The sequence below is a fragment of the Kitasatospora sp. NPDC097691 genome (genome assembly GCF_040302665.1).
Classification (GTDB): Bacteria; Actinomycetota; Actinomycetes; order Streptomycetales; family Streptomycetaceae; genus Kitasatospora.
In genome coordinates, this window is the sequence record NZ_JBEORY010000050.1 from 1 (window position 1) to 17,781 (window position 17,781).

Here is a 17,781-nt window from a genome sequence, read left to right on the forward strand (position 1 = left end):
GGCCAAGCAGAGCCTGGTCAAGGTGGTCGGCACCGCGACCTCCTGCGGCAAGACCCTGGAGGGCAGCGCCTTCGCCGCGCTGGGCTGCGCGGCGAAGGCGGCGACCGGCGCGGCGCAGCTGTCGGACGTGCTGCTGGTGGCCCTGCTGGCGGCCACGGCGCTGTTCGCGCCGCGCTCCCAGGTGCTGTCGGCGCAGCGGCGGGCCAAGCGGCGCGGCGGCCGGTACCGCGCGGTGGTGGACGCCTCCGGGGTGAACGTCACCGACGCGCGCGGCACCCGCGTGCTGCCCTGGGCGCGGGTGCCGCGCTCGCTGGAGACCGAGCACCTGTTCGTGGTGCTGAACCGCAGCGGCAACTGCTTCGTCGTGCTGCCCAAGCGCGGCACCTCCTCCCCCGGCGCGCTGCGGGCGCTGCTCGCCCGGCACACGGCGCCGGCGGGTGGGTCCGGCGCCCGGGCGGCGGGTTCGGCTGCCCACTCGGGGTAGTGCAGGTGGGTGTGCCGGCGGTGGCGTCGTTGGCGGCGGTGGCGTCGTTGGCGGCGGGGCCGGCGGGGCCGGCGGTTCAGAAGTGGTCGGGCCCCGACCACTCGTACCAGTGGTCGCCGACCGGGGTGTACCCGGCGTGTGCGGGGGCGCCGGAGGGGAAGTAGGCGTAGCCGTGGCCGGCGAACACGCCGGCGCCGGAGACGGTGAACTTGACTCCGCCACCGACGAGTTCGGCGTTGCCGATCGGCAGGCCGCCGATCCAGCCCGAGGCGCCGCGGGTCGTGCCGCCGTCGAGGGCCTGCTCGGCGGCGGCGGTCAGGGCGGGCCGGGCGAGGGCGAACCGGGCCTCCTGGGGCACGTCGGAGCAGGCCAGCGGCACCGCGATGCCGGCCACCAGCGGCGCGGCCACCCACCGCCACCGGCCGCCCGTCCGCGCGGCGCGCCCGGTGCTCGCCGTCTCGCCGTCTCGCCGTCTCGCCGTCCACGGTGCGCCCGTCCGCGGTGAGCACCAGCTGCCGGACGGTCCAGGCGAGCGGCAGCACGCCGAGCGCCGCCAGGCCCGCCCCGTACAGGCCGTAGTCCAGGTCCGGCACGCTCGCGCCCGCGACGACCGCGGCCGAGGCGAGCAGGCAGCCCAGCAGGGCGCTGTTGCCGGGGCGGTGGAAGCGCCGCGCCCGGCGCCGTACGGCGGGGAATGCGGCCGGCGCCGCCGCGGCCACGGCGAGCAGCACCAGGACCGGCGCGGGGAGCACGTGGACCACGGCGAGCGGGATCATCGCGAACAGGCCGGCGATCGCCGTCAGCATCGTCGCGACCGTGTGCGCGTAGCCGCCCGGCGCCGCCGCCACCGCGGCCAGCACGGCCGCCAGCAGCAGCGGCGCGCGGTAGCCGGGCTCGGTGAGGCGGCGGAGGGCGGCGGCTGAGGCGGCGGCGGGGGGAAGGAGGCGGTTCGTGTTCACGGCGACCATCCCTACCAGAGGGCGGATTCCCGCCGTGCGGCGGACCCCTGACGAGGCGGCGGATCGGGACGACGGCGGACCGGCGGCGGGTGGGCCCTCTCGACGCGGGCGTGCCCGGGGCCGCATCCTCGTCCCGGAGCGCACCCGCGCGGGTGCGCTCCGTCACCGCACCGCGTGGCCGCAGGGCAGTGACCCGCACCAGCGACCCGCGCCGGTGAGCGCACCGGCGACCGCACCAGTGGAGGAGCCCCCCGTGGACCGTCTCGTCCTGGACCCGACCGGCCGTGACCGCGACGCCGAGACCGCCGAGCTGCACGCGCGCGGCCCCGCCACGCCCGTCGACATCCTGGGGGTGCAGGCCTGGGCGGTGGCCGACCCGGACCTGCTGGAGGACCTGCTCAAGGACCCCCGGGTCTCCAAGGACCCCCTCCTGCACTGGCCGGCCTTCGCCGAGGTGGTCCCGACCTGGCCGCTGGCGCTGTGGGTGAGCGCCCGCAACATGTTCACCGCCCACGGCGCCGACCACCGCCGGCTGCGCCGCCTGGTGGGCAGCGCGTTCACCCCTCGCCAGGTCGACGCGCTGGCCGCGCGCGTCGGGCAGCTGACCGACGCCCTGCTGGACGACCTCGCCGCCGCCGGGCCGGACACGGTGGTGGACCTGCGCGAACGCCTGGCCTACCCGCTGCCGATCCGGGTGATCGCCGAACTCCTGGGCCTGCCCGACGACCTGAAGGACCGCTTCCGCACCCGCGTCGACCGGGTCTTCGACACCACCCTCACCCCCGAGGCGTCCGCGGCCAACGCGGCGGAGTTCCTCGCCATGCTGGAGGGGCTGATCGCCGCCAAGCGCCGCGAGCCGGGCGAGGACATGACCTCCCTGCTGATCGCCGCCCGCGACACCGAGAGCGCGGACGGCGAGGGCGGCGCGGGCGTCATGGACGGCGAGGGCCGTGACGGCAGCGCCCTGACCGAGGAGGAGCTGCGCGACACCCTGCTGCTGATCGTCTCGGCCGGGTACGAGACCACCGTCAACCTGATCGACAACGGCATCGCGAACCTGCTCACCCACCCCGACCAGCTCGCCCTGGTGCGCGCGGGCAAGGCCGGCTGGGACGACGTGGTCGAGGAGGCGCTGCGCCGCGACGCCCCGGTCGCACACCTGCCGCTGCGGTACGCGGTGGAGGACATCGAGCTGCCCGGCGGCGTGACCATCCCCCGTGGCGAGGCGATCCTCGGCGCCTACGCCGCCGCCGGACGCCACCCCGCCCGCCACGGCGACAGCGGCGCGGCCTTCGACGTCACCCGCCCGGCCAAGGACCACCTCGCCTTCGGCCACGGCCCGCACTTCTGCCTCGGTGCCCCGCTGGCCCGTATGGAGGGGCGCACCGTGCTGCGCAAGCTCTTCGAGCGCTTCCCGGCCCTCGCCCTGGCCCCGGGCGCCGAGCTGCGGCCCGTCGAGTCGATGATCTCCAACGGGCACCGCACCCTGCCGGTGCTGCTCGGCGAGCAGGCGCCGCCGGCGTCCTGAGCGAGCGGCGGCGCGGCGCCGGGGGCCGGAGGGACGGCAGGGGCCAGGGGCCGCAAGGGCCGCAGGGACGGCAGGGGCGGCAGGGGCCGCAGGGCGCGCGGTACGGGGATCCGAGGCGCCCGGGGCAAGCAGGCGCGCCCCTGTCAGGTGTCAGGGACCGCCGTGGCCTGCGCGTTCCTAGGCTGACGGGCACCGGTCCGGCCGATCGCCGGGCCCCGTACCAGCCAAGGGAGTACCACCCCATGCGCAGGATCACCCACGCCCTGGCCGCCCTCGGCCTCGCCACCGCCGCCCTGACCGCGATGGGCACCGGCAGTGCCGGCGCCGCGGACGGCTCCTGGGCGAACTGCCCGTCCGGCGCGGTCTGCATCTACCCGCAGAACCAGAACCCGGCCGTCTCCCCCACCGACGTCTACTACAGCTACGGCGCGCACAACCTGAGCAACCAGTACGGCAACCACTGGGTGCTCAACAACCAGACCGGCGGCGCGCACGCGCACCTGTGCCGCGGCTCGGGCGGCGCGGACTGCGTCTACGACATCCCGGCCCAGAACGGGGTGTACTACGACCTGGGGCCGATCAACTCGATCACCCTCGACCGTCCCTGACGCTGCGTCACACGACTGTTGGCAGTGCCCGCCGCACGGGGGACGGCGGGCACTGCCCGTCGTCCGCGCCGGGCTCCCGTGCGGCCCGGCGGGCGCGTCCAAGGGGTCGTGGCCCGGAGCGGGCTTCACGCTCCCGGGGCGGCCGGGTAGCGTGGGTTCGCTGATGCAGCCTTCACGGTGAAAAAAGAAGAACATGCACATCCTGGAGGACCGTTCAGGTCTGTCCCCGCGTGCCCTGGCCCTGCTCGACCGCACCGGATACCGGCAGGAGCCGTCGGAGCCCCGGCTTCCCACGGAACTGCTGCGGGTCCGCGACCGCAGGGGCCGGCTGATCCCCGCCCCGCTGGAACTGGTGATCCGGCGCGAGGGCTTCGCACAGAGGTACGGCGGACTGCGCTACGCCGTACGGAGAAGCATCGCGCACGCGAAGGGCGGGCGCTCGGAGCGCAGCCTTGAGTGGCGCCACGAGCTGGGGTCACATGTGTGGCCGGATCCCGTTCGGGGCTGGTTCTTCGACTGGCGCGGACCGAGCGCCGCCCACCCGATCCGCTACCTCGTCCACACCGACGGGCGCGTGGGAGCCGAGGACACCGCCGGCGACGGTGTCTTCCAGGAGACGGAGGCATCCATGATCCACCGGATCGAGTCCCATGCCGTCATGGACGAGGTCTCGGAATGGGATCCGTGGCCGATCGACGGGTACGGCCTCGCCATCGCCCGGCAGCTGGACGGCCTCGGCGAGGTCACCGAAGCGTCAGGCCCCGTGCTGAGCTGGCGGATGTCCGATGCCGTCGCCGTCATGGAGTTCGCCTACGTGAGCACGGAGTTCCCGCGCGAACGTCAGGCGTGGATCTGGTGCCGGGGCGAGGAGGGCCACCGGCAGGTCAGCGCGGCAGCCCTGCACGCGGCAGCAGCCGGGACCGATGGCCGGCAGGCTGCCTGACGGTGCGCCGGATTGCGATGCTCTTGCCCGCCCGGTGATGGCTACCTCGACGGGAGGACCCCGTTCGGCATGCGGGTGGGTCGCCGCGACCGGGCCCCCGCCGAAGACTGGCCCTTGCCGCCGGACCGTTCGCAGGACGGGCCCGGGCCGAAGCCGATCCTGCATGGCAACCCCGGCTGCACGACACCGGAATGCATCGCCGGCCGTTCCACCGGTCAAGAAGCATCACTTTTCGTAGCCACCCAACCGGCAAGCCTCCGCCCCGAACAGGTCCCAAGGCCTTCTATCGCCTGGTCGGCACGCTGTTCTCCGCCGAGCAGAGAGGCAGTCGGCTGACTAGAGTGGGCACAAAGGGCCCCGCATGTGAGTGCCGATCAATGCGGCCGGCGGGAGAAGACGGCCAGTCGTTCCCGCAGTGGTGACACACCACTGTTCAACGGTTGAAAAGTTCAACACCCCTCCGACGCTCGTAAGGAGGCGGAGTCATGGTGAGCGTTCTCAAACGCCGCGGTGCCGCAGCCCTCGCAACTGCTCTGCTGGCTGCGGGAACCATCGTCGGCCCGACCGCAGCGGTGGCGGCGGCCACACCCAGTAGTCCAGCCATCCTGCCGACGCAGGTCGTCATCAACCACAACGTGACCTTCAGTGGAGGTGTCCCGGTCGGCGGCTGGTACTCACTGAGCGTCTTCCCCAGCGGGTCGTACAACTACTCCGGCCACATGCACGACTCGGGCGCGCCGAGCTACAACTTCGCCGGCGTCTGCGTCGTACGCTTCAACAACGGCACGGCCTTCGTGTTCCAGACGGCCGGCCGGATGCACGGGACCTTCGAGTCGGGGTCCCGGGACTACAACTGGAACAGCAACGGCACAAACCAGTCCATCCGTGACGCCTGGCAGGCCTCGGGCGGTGGCTGGAACGCGCGCTGCAGCAGCAAGGTCAACGCCGACATCGGCGCTCTGGTCAACTCGACGGTTCAAGCAGTCGGATACGTCACACAGGTCATCGCGATCGTCGCCTGAACCGGGTGAGCCGGTCGGCATCGTCAGGTCTTGAGAGGAGCTGTGTCCGATGGACGCCCCTGCGGGGGGCGCCCATCCGGACACAGCTCCTTCCGGCAGCCGCAGCAACGCGCCTGACGGGACGTGAGGGTGGTGGGTGCGACCCTGCGGCCATGGACAGCAGCACGGCGGTTGTGGTTCATCCGTGTTCGGCCCTGGGGTGCGGGTCATCAGCAGGCGGACAGCAGGGATCGCGCAGCATCTCCGCGCGGGCCTGCCACTGGCCCGCAGCTGGCCTGATGACGCACTGCCCGCCAGCCCGCGTGAAGCCACGGATACCCTGCAGGATCAGGGATGGCGTTGTGCCGTCGGAGAGTCGGGGACAGGACGGGACGGGACGCCGGTGGACCTGCACACGCTCGGCCAGTTCCTCGCCGTGGCGCGGCTGGAGCACCTGAGCCGCGCGGCCGAGGAACTGCGCGTCGCCCAGCCGTCGTTGAGCCGCAGCATCGCCCGCCTGGAGGCCGAGCTGGGCACCCCGCTGTTCGACCGGGGCGGGCGGCTGCGCCTCAACGAGGCCGGACGGATCTTCCGCGGCCACGTCGAGCGCTCGCTCGGCGAACTGGAGGCCGGACGGCGGGCGGTGGCCGAGGCCGCCGGGCAGGGCTTCGGCACGGTCCGGCTGGCCTCGGAGACCTTCCTGGCCTTCAGCGGCCCGCTGGCCGCGTTCAAGCAGGCCCACCCCGAGGTGGAGGTCGAGCTGCACCAGCTGTCCGCCGAGGAGACGGCCCGCCGGCTGCGGGCCCAGGACATCGACCTCGCCGTCGTCTCCCAGCCGATCGCCGCCGAGGGGCTGGAGTGCGTCGCGCTGCTCGACGAGGAGGTCGGCCTGGCCGTCGCCCTCGGTCACCCGCTGGCCGCCCGCGCCGCGGTCGACATCGACGACGTCGCCGGCCACCCGTTCGTCGCCGCCCGCCCCGGGCACTGGCAACGGCGCCTGCTGGAGCGGCTGTTCGCCGGGCGCGGCCTGGTGCCGAGGATCGTCTGCGAGGTCGACGAGGTCGGCGCCATCGCCGAACTGATCAGCGCGGACCTGGGCATCGGCCTGGTGCCCGCCGTCGCCCGCCGCACCGTCACCCGCCTGCCGCTGGCCTGGGTCGCCGTCGACGCCCCCGACTGCCGCCGCACCCTCACCCTCGCCTGGGGCGCGGGCGGGCGCCTGACCGCCGCCGCCCGCCTGCTGCGCGACGCCGTCGCCGGCTGGGACTGGGAGGGCGGCGCGGCGACGGGCCCGGCGGGCGCGGCGGGCGGGACGACCGCCTGACGGACGCGCGCAACCGAAGCCGTGAGACCCCCTCCGGCTCCTCCTGCTACAGCTTCACCGCCGAGAAGGTGTCGCACCGGGCGAGGTCGCCGGTGCGGTAGCCGGTGGTGAACCAGGCCTTGCGCTGCTCGGAGGAGCCGTGCGTCCAGGCTTCCGGGTTGATCCGCCCGGTGGCCTGCTGCTGGATGCGGTCGTCGCCGACGGCTGCGGCCGCGTCCAGGCCCTGGGCGATGTCCTGGTCGGTGAGGGAGGCGATCAGCGGGCGTCCGGTGGAGGGCTGCGGGGTGGTGGTGGCGTGGTGCGCCCACACGCCGGCGTAGCAGTCGGCCTGCAGTTCCAGGCGCACCGAGGCGCTGTTCGCGCCCTGGCGGTCGCTGCCGACCTTCTGCATGGTGCCGGTGAGGGTCTGGATGTGGTGGCCGTACTCGTGGGCGACGACGTAGGACTCGGCGAAGGGGCCGCCCTTGGCGCCGAAGCGGGCGGAGAGTTCGTTGAAGAAGCCGAGGTCGACGTAGGCCTTCTTGTCGCCGGGGCAGTAGAACGGGCCCACGGCGGAGGTCGCCGGCCCGCAGGCGGTGGAGACCCGGTCGGTGAACAGCACGGTCTCGGCGTTCTTGTACGCGATGTCGGTGCGGCGCGGCAGTTCGGTGCGCCAGAACTCCTGCAGGCTGTTGGTGACCGCCACGATCCGGCAGTCCTGGCGCTTGTTGGCGTCGGCGCCGGTCTTGCAGGCCTGCTGGGCCTCGCCGGCGGTGCGCACGCCGGACGAGGAGGAGGAGCCGCTGCCGGAGGACAGGCCCAGCAGCTGGGGGTCGACGCCGAGGACGACCGCGAGCAGCACGGCGACCAGGCCCACGGCCCCGCCGCCGATGGCGACCTTCCCGCCCGGGATGCCGCGCCGGTCGTCCACCTGCGAGGTGTCGAGGTCGCCCTGGTCGTCGAACTGCATGCCCTGCCTGCCCGTTTCTGTCGCGTTCCGCCCCGGTGGTGACGGTCTGTACCGCCGACGGCCCGCCCAGCCTACGGGCAGCGGCGCCCGGCCCGGCGTGGCGGGGGCGGGGCCCCGAGACCCGGGGGCCGGGCCCGGGGCCTCGGGCAGGCGCTCAGGCGGGGGCGCCGACGACGCGCAGCAGGTCCAGGCGGGAGGCGCACTCGCTGCCGGGTGCGGCGGTGTGCACGAGCAGCAGTTGGTCCTCGCCGGCGGCGGCGAGGACCTCGCACTCCAGGTCCAGCGGCCCCACCACCGGGTGCAGCACCCGTTTGCGGCCGCTGCGCCGCCGGGCGACCTCGTGGCGTTCCCAGCATGCGGTGAACTCGTCTCCGGTGGCGAGGAGTTGCTCCAGCAGGTCGGCGGCGCGCCGGTCCCCGGGGCGGGCGGTGCGGGCGGAGCGCAGGGCGGCGACGTGGGCGCGGGTGAGGTCGTCGTGGTCCTCGGGCGGGAACAGCGCCCGGGTGTGCGGCTCGGTGAACCAGCGCAGCAGCAGGTTGCGCCGCTCGGGCGGCAGGGGGTCGAGGTCGCCGAAGAGGGCGGCGGACATCGGGTTCTGCGCGAGGACGTCCCCGAGGTCGGTGACCACCTGGGCGGGTGTGTCGTGCAGCCGGTCCAGGATCAGCAGCAGCCCCGGCCGTACGTGGCCGAGCGGCCCGTGGCGGCGCGGCGGTTCGTGCCCGGCGAGGCGGAAGAGGTGGTCGCGCTCGTCCTCGCTCAGCCGCAGGGCCCGTGCCAGCGCCGCCAGCAGCTGCGGTGAGGGCTGCGGCCCGCGCCGCTGTTCCAGCCGCGCGTAGTAGTCCACCGACAGGCCCGCCACCTGTGCCACCTCCTCCCGCCGCAGCCCGGGGGTGCGCCGCCGTGCCCCGGGCGGCAGGCCCAGGTCGGCGGGGGTGAGCCGGGCCCGGGTGCGGGTGAGGAAGTCGGCCAGTGCCGCGCGGTCGATCATGCCCCCCAGCATGGCGTGCCGGGGCGGCCCGCAGCCAGGGATCGGTGGTCCCCGGCTCCCCGGAGGCCGCGCCTCCCCGGTCCTAACCCGTCCCGCCGATAGTGTCGCGACCTGCGGAACTTCCCCTTGAGGAACGGATGGTGACGATATGTCGGACGAGGCGAAGCGGCGCATCTTCGCGATGCTGGACACCGACGGCGACGGTGTGATCTCCCACGGCGAGTACCTCGCCCGGGTCGACCGGGCGGCCGCGGCCTGCGGGCGCGGCCCGCAGGATCCGCTGGTCGCGGCGGCCCGCACGGCCCACCGGGAGGTGTTCGCGCAGATGGACGGTGACGGGGACGGCGGTGTCACCTTCGAGGAGTACCGCACCTGGGCCGGCCACGAGGCCTTCGAGCGGACCTGCCGCCCCGCCCTCGGTTCGCTGTTCGACCTCGCGGACGGCGACGGCGACGGGCGCCTGACCCGCCCGGAGTTCACCCGGCTGCGGACGGCGAGCGGCAACCCCGCCGGCGGGGCCGACGCCGCGTTCGACGCCCTGGACCCCGACGGCGGGGGCACCGTGGGCCGCGCCGCCTACCTGGCCGCGATCCGCGACTTCCTCACCACCGGCTCCTCCCCCATGGCCGGCGCCTACGGCGGCGTCCGCCCGGACGGGCGGGAGCTGTCCGCCCGCTGACCGCGCCCCCGACGGCGGGCGGCCGAAGTCCCGCGCCCGCGCCCACCGGGAATCCGGGTGCCCCGCCGGCGGGGCCGTGCGAGCATCGGCGGGTGATCGACATCGAGGAGCCGGCCGGCGCGGACCCGGCCGGCGGGCGGCTGCCGAAGGTGACCGCGGCGTGGCACCACCACGGCGACGACGGGCCGGCAGGCGCCGCGGCGCCGGCCGCCGCAGGGGGCTGAGGACGATGGCCACCCACCCCGGCCGCGACTACGCGGTCACCGCAATGTACTCCGTGACCGAGGACGCCTGGCACCTGGAGCTGGAGTTCGTCCGCGAGCAGCGCACCCTGGCGATCGCGGTCGTCCCCGACGAGGACCCGGGCCGCGAGCCGACGGTGAGCTTCGCCCCCCGAGGGCGCTGCCCGGACGTCCCGTTCGAGGTGCTGCGCTGGTTCGTGGAGCAGGTCGAGGAGGAGATCCGCACCTCCCGCGCGTGGATGCGGCTGCGGCCCGAGCTGGTGGACGTCGTGCACGGTCTGCGCCGGGAGCACGCGGGCTTCGTGGACGACGCCGAGTTCCCGGGTGTCCTCGGGCAGTTGCGCGCCTCCGTCGCCGCGCCGGATCTGCCCGCCGTCCTGGCGGCCGCCTTCGGACGGGGTCCCGACGGCACCGAGCTGAGCGGCGGGCAGGCGCTGCGGCTCATCGAGGGGGCGGCAGCGGCCGGCTGACCGGCCGGGGACGGGGCGGGCCGGAACGGTCGGCGGGAGTTCGCCGACTCACCGCCCACGCGCAACCGGCTGATTGCGCATCAGCTCCCGGATGTGCAACCTTTGGGTTGCACATCCGGACGAGGAGAGGCTGCCCGTGATCCCCGACACGATCGAACGCACCGTCGTCATCAACGCCCCCCGGGAGCGGGTCTGGTCCGTCCTGACCGAACCCGCCTTCCTGGGCCGCTGGTTCGGCAGCGGACAGCCGGTCGAGATCGACCTGCGCCCCGGCGGTCTCGTGGTCTTCGACCACGGTGTCCACGGCACCATCCCCGCCCGCATCCGGGCGGTCGAACCGCCGCACGCCCTGTCCTGGCGGTGGTCCCAGGGCGCCGCCGGCCAGGAGCCGGACGACACCAACGCCACCCTGGTCGAGTTCACCCTGGCCGCGGACGTCCCCACCGGGGGCACCCGGCTCACCATGGTCGAGAGCGGCTTCGCAAGCCTCGGGCTGCCTGCCGGCGAGGCCGCCGACCGGCACCGCGCCAACACCCTGAACTGGCCCGGCAAGCTCGACCGCCTGTGCGCGGACTGCGAACAGATCGCGGCATGACCCGCACCGCCGGGGGCGGCCCGGCCCCCGAGGACGTCCTGGTGGCCCTGGCCGACCCGATCCGCCGGGACGTGCTGGCCATCCTCGCCCGCGACGGCGGCGCGACCTCCACATCGCTGGCGGCGAGGCTTCCCGTCACCCGCCAGGCGGTGGCCAAACACCTGGCCGTCCTCGACCGCGCCGGGCTCGTCCACGCCCACCGGGCCGGACGCGAGGTCCGCTACGAGGCCGACCTGCGCCCGCTGAAGCGGACGACCCGGTGGATGGACACCCTCGCCACCCGGTGGGAACACCGACTCGACGCGATCAAGGACCTGTCGGAAGGGGACGCCGCGCGGTCCGGGAGCGATCCCGCCCCGTGAGGGCCGTGCCGTCCGGGGCCTCCCAGCCAGGGATCGGCGGTCCCTGGTTCGGGAGGTCTCTGCCGCGCCGTTCGGGGCGCGGGCAGGGTGGTGGGTGTCGGAGGACATCAACTTCCCTGGAGGAGACGGCGATGACGAGGATCCTGGTGACGGGTGCGACCGGTTCGGTGGGCAGCCGGCTGGTGCCGCGGCTGCTGCGGTGGGCCGGCGCGGACGGCGCCTCGGTGCGGGTGCTGGTGCGCGACGAGCGGAAGGCGGCCGCCCTGGCGGGGCTCGGCGCGCAGCTGGTGGTCGGCGACCTGTGCGAGCAGGCGGACCGGGCGCGGGCGCTGGAGGGCACGGACGTGGTGCTGAACGTGGCGGCGGCGCTGCGCGGGGTGCCGGACGAGGCGGCGTGGGCGGTCAACCGGGACGCGGCGGTGGCGCTGGGCCGGGAGGCCGTGAAGGCGGGGGTGACGCGGTTCGTCCACACCAGCACGAACCTGGTGTACGGGCGCGGGCTGGGGCGCCCCGCGGTGGAGGACGACCGGCCGGCGCCCGACCCGGCGTGGGGGGTCTACGCGGCGTCCAAGGCGCAGGCCGAGGCGGGCCTGCGCGCCCTCGGGGACGAACTGCCCCTGGTGGTGGCGCGGTTGGCGTTCGTGTACGGGGACGGCGACCCGCACCTCGCGCAGTCGCTGCAGTGGGCGGCGACCTGGCCCGCGCACCAGCGCCTGGCGGTCGTGCACCACGCGGACGTGGCGCGGGCGCTGTGGCGGGCGGTGGTGACACCCGGCATCGAGGGCCGTACGTACAACGTCGGCGACGACGCGCCGCTGACGGCCTGGGACCTGTTCGCGCTCAACGGCCTCACGCACCCCGGCGGTTCGCCGGACGCGCCGTTCGACTTGTGGGAGGGCCAGGTGTCGACCGCGGCGGCGCGCCGGGAGCTGGGCTGGCGCCCGCTGTACCCGTCGGCGTGGGCGGCGGCCGAGGCCGGGGCGCTGTGACGCAGGAGCACCCGTGCCCGGCCCTCCCGGGGACGGGAGGGCCGGGCAGCGGGCTCAGCCGGCGGGCTCGGCCCCGGCTCGGCCCGCGGGCGCGGGCTCGGCCCCGGCTCGGCCTGCGGGCGCGGGCTCAGCCGGCCGAGGCCGGCGCGGGCGCGTAGCCGGCCGGGCGGGTGGTGAAGGTGCCCCGGCCCTGGGTGCGCCCGCGCAGGCGGCCCGCGTAGCCGAACAGTTCGGCCAGCGGCACCAGCGCGCTCACCCGGGCGGTGCCGCCGTGTCCGGCCGTGGTGGCCCGGACGTGGCCGCGGCGGGCGGCGAGGTCGCCGAGGACGGTGCCCAGCGCGTCCTCGGGCACGGTGACCGTCACCTCCGCGACCGGCTCCAGCAGCCGCATCCGCGAGGCCCGCAGCGCCTCGCGCAGCCCGAGGCGGGCGGCGGTGCGGAAGGCGAGCTCGGAGGAGTCCTTGGGGTGGGTGGCCCCGTCGGTGAGGGTGACGGCGACGCCGGTGACCGGGTGCCCGCCGAGCGGGCCCTCGGCGAGGGCGTCGCGGCAGCCCGCCTCCACGGCCTGCACGTACTCGCGCGGCACCCGCCCGCCGGTGACGGTCGAGGCGAACGCGAACTCGCCGTCGGCGTCGTCCGCGAGCGGCCGGACGTCGAGGACGAGGTGCGCGAACTGGCCCGCGCCGCCGTCCTGTTTGGCGTGCCGGTACACGAAGCCGTCGACGCCCTCGACCAGGGCCTCGCGCAGCGCGACCGTCGGCCGTCCGGTGACCGCCTCGATGCCGCTGTCGCGGCGCACCTTCTCCACCGCGACCTCCAGGTGCAGCTCCCCCAGGCCCGACAGGGTGCGCTGGCCGGTCTCCGGGTCGGTGGCCAGGCGCAGCGAGGGGTCCTCCTCGGCGAGGCGGGCCAGGGCGGCGGCGAGCTTGTCGGTGTCGGTGGCGCGGCGGGCCTCGACGGCGACGGTGACGACCGGTTCGGCGCTCACGGGTGCCTCCAGGCGGATGGGGTGGTCGGGGTCGCACAGGGTGGCGCCGACGCGGGCGGTCTTGGGGCCGATGACGGCGACGATGTCGCCGGCGCGGGCGTGGTCGGTCTCGCTGTGGCGGTCGGCCATCACCCGCAGGATGCGGGCGACGCGTTCGGTGCGGCCGGTGGTGGTGTCGAGCACGGTGGCCCCCTTGTGCAGGGTGCCGGCGTACAGGCGCAGGTAGGTCAGGCGCCCGGTGGGGGCGGCGACGACCTTGAACGCCAGGGCGGTCAGGGGCTGTTGGGGGTCGGCGGTGCGCTGCTGCACGCCGTCGGTGCCGGTCCCGCCGGAAGTCGCGCCGGAAGTCCCGTCGGGTGTCCCGTCGGGTGTCCCGCCGGGGGCCGTGTCGGCGGCCCGGACGGGCGGGACGTCGAGCGGGGAGGGCAGGTAGGCGACGGCGGCGTCCAGCAGGGGTTCGATGCCGCGGTTGCGGTAGGCGGAGCCGCACAGCACGACCACGGCCTCGCCGGTGCGGGTGAGTTCGCGCAGGGCGGTGGCGAGGGTGGCGGCGGTGACGGTGCCGTGGGTGCAGAACTCCTCCAGGGCTTCGGGGTTCAGTTCGGCGACGGCCTCCTCCAGGGTGCGGCGGCGGGCGGCCGCCTCGGCGGCCAGGTGGGCGGGCACCGCCGTCTCGGCGGCCGGGGTGCCGTCGTCGTGCCAGGTGAGGGCGCGCAGGCGCAGCAGGTCGACGACGCCGGTGAACGACTCCTCGGTGCCGATGGGCAGTTGGACGGCGAGCGGGCGCGGGTGCAGGCGTTCGCGGATGGAGGCGACGGCGGTGTCCAGGTCGGCGCCGGCGCGGTCGAGCTTGTTGACGAAGGCGATCCTGGGCACGCCGTGGCGTTCGGCCTGGCGCCAGACGGACTCGCTCTGCGGCTCGACGCCGGCGACCGCGTCGAACACCGCCACCGCGCCGTCCAGGACGCGCAGCGAGCGTTCGACCTCGTCGGCGAAGTCGACGTGGCCGGGGGTGTCGATGAGGTTGATCCGGTGCCCGGCCCAGGCGCAGCTGACGGCGGCGGCGAAGATGGTGATGCCGCGGTCGCGTTCCTGGGGATCGAAGTCGGTGACGGTGGTGCCGTCGTGGACCTCGCCGCGCTTGTGGGTGGTGCCGGTGAGGTAGAGGATCCGCTCGGTGACGGTGGTCTTGCCGGCGTCGACGTGGGCGAGGATGCCGAGGTTGCGGACGGCGGCGATGGCGGCGACGGTGGCGACGGTGCTGCTGGTGGTGGTGTGGGTGCGCATGGCCCGGAGTGCCTTTCGAGGCGGTTTCGTACGGGTGGGCGCGCGATTGCCAGTGCCGGCGGACCGTCGGATCTGCCGTTCCCGCGGGGCCCGTACGGGCCGGGGACCGGGGATGCCGGGATTGCCGGGTTCAGACGGTGGCGGCACTGCTCCGGTGCCGGCCGCGCAGCGGGCACCGGAAGAGCGGGGACACCAGGATCACCTCGTACCGCGACGCGGGAGAGGGGGCGGCGGCGCACTGCTTCGGCACGGCCGCTCGCCCCCTCTCTCGTCTCGTCCTTCGGCACGGTGGCCGCGCGTCGGGGCGCGGCTGCGTGGCGAGTGTAGGGAAGGCGGGCCCGGCGGGGCGACGGGTTTTTACGGGGTCCCGAAGCGCAGGACCGGTTCGGACCAGCCGTCGTCGGCGACGCCCGCGTCGAGGGCGGCGCCGATGGCCCGTTCCTCGTAGCCGAAGTGGGATTCCATGATGGCGGCCAGTCCGTCGAGTTCGCGCCCGACGGCCTCCAGGGCAGCGGGGTCGGCGGCGGACAGTGCCGCGGCCTGTTCGGCGAGGTCGCGTACCCGGGTGAGGATGGCGGAGATGAACCCGTGGTCCTCGACGAGTTTGGCGACAGTCGGTGCCAAGTCGGGGCGTTCGCGCAGGAGTTGGGCGAAGAGGCCGTCGTCCTCGCCCTGGTGGTGGTTGGTCAGGGCGGTGCAGAAGGCCAGGCAGTGCGTGAGGAGCGGGTCGCCGCCGTCCGGGCGGCGCCGTCCGAGGCCGGCGCGGACGTCGGCGAGACGGCGGCGCAAGTCCTGGTGCGCGCGGGAGAGTTGAAGGCTGAGGGCGGCCGTACGGCCGTCGGAGGGGGAGGCCACGGGTGGCGGTCCCTTTCGGTCGTGCACCTCCATGCCTGACGCAGTCCGTCACCGGCACGCGATGCCGGGCGTCATCCGATCACGCGAACCGGCCGCCGGGCAAGCGCGCCGGTGCGGCCGGGCTCGGGTGCGGGTACGGGCGCGGGCTCGTCGGGGTGTGGGAGCCGCCCGTCACTGCACGGCACGGCGACAATGTGGCCATGACCAGCACACCGCCGCCGCCGGACGCCCCGCAGCCCTCCCCCGCGCCCCCGCCCGGCTGGGAGAACCCCGCCGTACGGGCCGACCGGCGCCTGGTGGAGATGCTGCAGGAGCTGCGGGTGCTGCAGACCGGCGTGCAGATCGTCTTCGCCTTCCTCCTCGGCATCGCCTTCACCCCGCGCTTCACCGAACTCACCGACGCCCAGCAGGACATCTACGTCGCCACCCTGCTGCTGACGGTCGTCGCCGCGGCCGTCCTCGCCACCCCCGTCGCCCTGCACCGCGGCCTGTACCACCACCCCGCCAAGGAACGGATCGTCACCGTCTCCACCCGCATCGCCCAGGCCGGCCTGGTGCTGCTCGCCAGCGCCCTGACCGGCGCCGTCCTGCTGGTCCTCGACGTCGTCCTCGGCACGGCGGTGGCCGTCCCGATCGCCTGCGTCATCGCGCTGACCTTCACCGCCCTGTGGTTCGTCCTGCCCTGGTCCGTCCGCCGCGCCGCCACCCGCGACCGGCTCTGACCCGCGCGGCACGGCGGAGCCCGCGCCCCCGCCCCCTGGGGGCCGGCCGGGAGTCCCCTCCTCGGCCGGCCTCCCCACCCCGCCGGGCCCCTGCGCGCCGCCGGCGCCTACCGTGGCCGTATGCACACCGACGACAGCCCGTGGGACGTCCTGCTCATCGGCGGCGCCTCGGGGATCGGCAAGAGCCGCGCCGCCGCCCGCCTCGCCGCCCGGCACGGGGCGTTCACGGTGGAGTTCGACGACGTCGTCGCCGCCCTGCAGGCCGCCACCACCGCGGCCACCCACCCCGGACTGCACCACTTCACCGGCGGGAACGACACCGCGGACGCGGCCGCGAGCGCCGAGCGCGTCCTGGAGCTGCAGATCGCCACCGCCCACGCCCTGGAGGCGGCCCTGCTCGGCGTCGTGCGCAACCGGCTCACCGTGGACGTGCCCGCGATCGTCGAGGGCGACTACCTGACCCCGGCCGCCGCCGCCCGCGCCGACGCCGAAGCCGCCGGACAGGGGCGGCGGGTCCGGACGGTCTTCCTCCACGAGGGCGACCCGGCCCGCATCGCCGCCAACTACGCCGAGCGCGAGCCCGACTGCGGCCCCCAGCCCGAGCGCGCCGCCGTCAGTGCGAGCTACTCGCACTGGCTCGCCGCCGAGGCCGCCGCGCACGCCCTGCCGGTGCTCGACTGCCGCCCGTACGCCACCCTGCCCGAACGCCTCGCCGCCGCCCTGGCCTGACCGACCCGGGCCGGCGCGGCGCGGCGCCCGGAGGGCCGTCAACGCCCCTCGGCCCCGAACCGGCGCTGGTACGCCGACGGCGTGATGCCCGTCGCACGGCGCATCAGCGCCCGCAGGTTGGCCGCGGTGCCCAGCCCGCTGCGCCGCGCGACGACCTCGAAACGGCGCTCGCCCCGTTCGATCAGCCGGCAGGCCAGGGCGAGCCGCTCCCCCGTCAGCCACGCCAACGGGGTCGTCCCCAGCTGCGCCCGGAAGCGGCGGTGCAGCGTCGCCGGGCTGACCGCCGCCCGCCCCGCGAGGTCCGACACCGTGAGCGGCGCGTCCAGGCGTTCCTGCGCCCAGGCCAGCACGGGCGCCAGGGACTCGTCCGGCAGGTCGGGCATCGGCCGCTCGACGAACTGCCGCTGCCCGCCGTCCCGGTGGGCCGCGAAGACCAGCCGCCGGCTCACCGCGTTGGCGACCTCCGCACCGTGGTCACGGCGCACCACGTGCAGCCCGAGGTCGAGCGCGGCCGCGCTGCCCGCGGCGGTGAGGATGTCGCCGTCGTCCACGAACAGCACGTCCGTCTCGAGGCGGACGGAAGGGAAGCGGGCCCGGAAGGAATCCGCCCACTGCCAGTGCGCGGTGGCCCGGCGCCCGTCGAGGACCCCCGCCTCGGCCAGGGTGAACGCCCCGCTGCAGAAGCCGATCAGGCGTGCGCCGCGCGCGTGCGCCCGGCGCACCGCGTCCAGCACCGCGCGGCGGCGGGGCACCTCGGGGTCGGGGCGGTTGGGGACGATCAGGGTGTCCGCGGCGTCGGCCGCCTCCAGCCCCGCGACGCCCGTCAGCGTGAAGAACCCGTCCCGCATCAGGGTGCGGGGGCCGGGGGAGCACAGCCGGAAGTCGTAGAGGTCGCGGCCGATCTCCGGCCTGCGCAGACCGAAGACCTCGGTCGCGCACCCGAGTTCGAAGGGGTTGGAGTTCTCGTCCACGATCACGACGACCCGGTGGACGCCCGCCGCGCCGCCCGGCTGCGAGGATTCTTTCGTCATGTGCGATTCCTAGCACTCCCGCCGTCCGGCCGTCGCGGCGAGGATGAG

The 17,781-nt window shown here is 75.3% G+C and carries 21 protein-coding genes; 15 read left to right on the forward strand and 6 right to left on the reverse strand.

Annotation, left to right across the window (positions count from 1 at the left end; translation table 11 throughout):
* Positions 1 to 484: YcxB family protein (locus ABTY56_RS27970; RefSeq protein ID WP_350631961.1), on the forward strand; the 484-nt coding region annotated here is incomplete at its 5' end.
* A 76-nt stretch (positions 485 to 560) separates the two neighbouring features.
* Here ABTY56_RS27970 and ABTY56_RS27975 read toward each other — a convergent pair.
* On the reverse strand, positions 561 to 893 hold the full coding sequence (locus ABTY56_RS27975; RefSeq protein WP_350631962.1) for a hypothetical protein: 333 nt from the start codon (positions 891 to 893) through the stop codon (positions 561 to 563).
* Between ABTY56_RS27975 and ABTY56_RS27980 the strand changes: the two genes are divergently transcribed.
* From ABTY56_RS27980 to ABTY56_RS28005, 6 genes are all read left to right on the forward strand, one after another.
* Positions 868 to 1,407: a hypothetical protein gene (locus tag ABTY56_RS27980; protein WP_350631963.1), complete on the forward strand. Its 540-nt coding sequence runs from the start codon at positions 868 to 870 to the stop codon at positions 1,405 to 1,407. The two genes, ABTY56_RS27975 and ABTY56_RS27980, sit on opposite strands and share 26 nt — an antisense overlap.
* Positions 1,408 to 1,696: 289 nt before the next feature.
* Positions 1,697 to 2,971 carry a cytochrome P450 family protein gene (locus ABTY56_RS27985; protein ID WP_350631964.1) on the forward strand — a complete coding sequence of 425 codons (1,275 nt, stop codon included), beginning with the start codon at positions 1,697 to 1,699 and terminating at the stop codon, positions 2,969 to 2,971.
* A gap of 242 nt (positions 2,972 to 3,213) precedes the next feature.
* Positions 3,214 to 3,579, forward strand: a complete 366-nt coding sequence (locus ABTY56_RS27990) for a hypothetical protein (RefSeq protein WP_350631965.1) — start codon at positions 3,214 to 3,216, stop codon at positions 3,577 to 3,579.
* A 193-nt stretch (positions 3,580 to 3,772) separates the two neighbouring features.
* On the forward strand, positions 3,773 to 4,522 hold the full coding sequence (locus tag ABTY56_RS27995) for a hypothetical protein (RefSeq protein WP_350631966.1): 750 nt from the start codon (positions 3,773 to 3,775) through the stop codon (positions 4,520 to 4,522).
* Between the two features lie 485 nt (positions 4,523 to 5,007).
* On the forward strand, positions 5,008 to 5,544 hold the full coding sequence (locus ABTY56_RS28000) for a hypothetical protein (protein ID WP_350631967.1): 537 nt from the start codon (positions 5,008 to 5,010) through the stop codon (positions 5,542 to 5,544).
* A gap of 382 nt (positions 5,545 to 5,926) precedes the next feature.
* Positions 5,927 to 6,847 (forward strand): LysR family transcriptional regulator, encoded by a 921-nt coding sequence (locus ABTY56_RS28005; RefSeq protein ID WP_350631968.1) that lies wholly within the window; start codon positions 5,927 to 5,929, stop codon positions 6,845 to 6,847.
* Positions 6,848 to 6,893: 46 nt separating this feature from the next.
* Here ABTY56_RS28005 and ypfJ read toward each other — a convergent pair whose 3' ends face one another.
* Positions 6,894 to 7,796 carry a KPN_02809 family neutral zinc metallopeptidase gene (ypfJ, locus tag ABTY56_RS28010; protein WP_350631969.1) on the reverse strand — a complete coding sequence of 301 codons (903 nt, stop codon included), beginning with the start codon at positions 7,794 to 7,796 and terminating at the stop codon, positions 6,894 to 6,896.
* A 154-nt stretch (positions 7,797 to 7,950) separates the two neighbouring features.
* Positions 7,951 to 8,781, reverse strand: a complete 831-nt coding sequence (locus tag ABTY56_RS28015; protein ID WP_350632038.1) for a helix-turn-helix transcriptional regulator — start codon at positions 8,779 to 8,781, stop codon at positions 7,951 to 7,953.
* A gap of 151 nt (positions 8,782 to 8,932) precedes the next feature.
* Here ABTY56_RS28015 and ABTY56_RS28020 point away from each other — a divergent pair, with 151 nt between their 5' ends.
* From ABTY56_RS28020 to ABTY56_RS28045, 6 genes are all read left to right on the forward strand, one after another.
* Positions 8,933 to 9,463 (forward strand): EF-hand domain-containing protein, encoded by a 531-nt coding sequence (locus ABTY56_RS28020; protein WP_350631970.1) that lies wholly within the window; start codon positions 8,933 to 8,935, stop codon positions 9,461 to 9,463.
* A 92-nt stretch (positions 9,464 to 9,555) separates the two neighbouring features.
* Complete coding sequence (locus ABTY56_RS28025) at positions 9,556 to 9,687, forward strand: hypothetical protein (protein ID WP_350631971.1); 132 nt, start codon at positions 9,556 to 9,558, stop codon at positions 9,685 to 9,687.
* Positions 9,688 to 9,692: 5 nt separating this feature from the next.
* Positions 9,693 to 10,175: a hypothetical protein gene (locus ABTY56_RS28030; protein WP_350631972.1), complete on the forward strand. Its 483-nt coding sequence runs from the start codon at positions 9,693 to 9,695 to the stop codon at positions 10,173 to 10,175.
* 136 nt (positions 10,176 to 10,311) lie between these two features.
* Entirely contained in the window at positions 10,312 to 10,770 is a 459-nt protein-coding gene (locus tag ABTY56_RS28035) for an SRPBCC domain-containing protein (protein ID WP_350631973.1), read from the forward strand.
* The gene (locus ABTY56_RS28040; RefSeq protein ID WP_350631974.1) at positions 10,767 to 11,132 is read left to right on the forward strand and encodes an ArsR/SmtB family transcription factor; all 366 of its coding nucleotides are present in this window, start codon (positions 10,767 to 10,769) and stop codon (positions 11,130 to 11,132) included. Before ABTY56_RS28035 ends, ABTY56_RS28040 begins: the two co-directional genes overlap by 4 nt.
* 131 nt (positions 11,133 to 11,263) lie before the next feature.
* On the forward strand, positions 11,264 to 12,121 hold the full coding sequence (locus ABTY56_RS28045; RefSeq protein ID WP_350631975.1) for an NAD-dependent epimerase/dehydratase family protein: 858 nt from the start codon (positions 11,264 to 11,266) through the stop codon (positions 12,119 to 12,121).
* A gap of 127 nt (positions 12,122 to 12,248) precedes the next feature.
* Here the strand turns inward: ABTY56_RS28045 and fusA are convergent, their stop codons facing one another.
* Together fusA and ABTY56_RS28055 are read right to left on the reverse strand one after the other, a co-directional pair.
* Complete coding sequence (fusA, locus tag ABTY56_RS28050) at positions 12,249 to 14,396, reverse strand: elongation factor G (RefSeq protein ID WP_350631976.1); 2,148 nt, start codon at positions 14,394 to 14,396, stop codon at positions 12,249 to 12,251.
* Between the two features lie 357 nt (positions 14,397 to 14,753).
* Positions 14,754 to 15,251, reverse strand: a complete 498-nt coding sequence (locus ABTY56_RS28055) for a hemerythrin domain-containing protein (protein WP_350631977.1) — start codon at positions 15,249 to 15,251, stop codon at positions 14,754 to 14,756.
* Positions 15,252 to 15,451: 200 nt separating this feature from the next.
* On the opposite strand from ABTY56_RS28055, the gene ABTY56_RS28060 reads away from it, so the two are divergent.
* Together ABTY56_RS28060 and ABTY56_RS28065 are read left to right on the forward strand one after the other, a co-directional pair.
* Positions 15,452 to 15,973, forward strand: coding sequence for a DUF6328 family protein (locus tag ABTY56_RS28060; protein WP_350631978.1), 522 nt, complete (start codon positions 15,452 to 15,454; stop codon positions 15,971 to 15,973).
* Between the two features lie 120 nt (positions 15,974 to 16,093).
* Positions 16,094 to 16,702 carry an AAA family ATPase gene (locus ABTY56_RS28065; protein ID WP_350631979.1) on the forward strand — a complete coding sequence of 203 codons (609 nt, stop codon included), beginning with the start codon at positions 16,094 to 16,096 and terminating at the stop codon, positions 16,700 to 16,702.
* Between the two features lie 38 nt (positions 16,703 to 16,740).
* Here ABTY56_RS28065 and ABTY56_RS28070 read toward each other — a convergent pair whose 3' ends face one another.
* Positions 16,741 to 17,733, reverse strand: a complete 993-nt coding sequence (locus tag ABTY56_RS28070) for a GlxA family transcriptional regulator (RefSeq protein ID WP_350631980.1) — start codon at positions 17,731 to 17,733, stop codon at positions 16,741 to 16,743.
* Between the last annotated feature and the right edge of the window lie 48 nt (positions 17,734 to 17,781).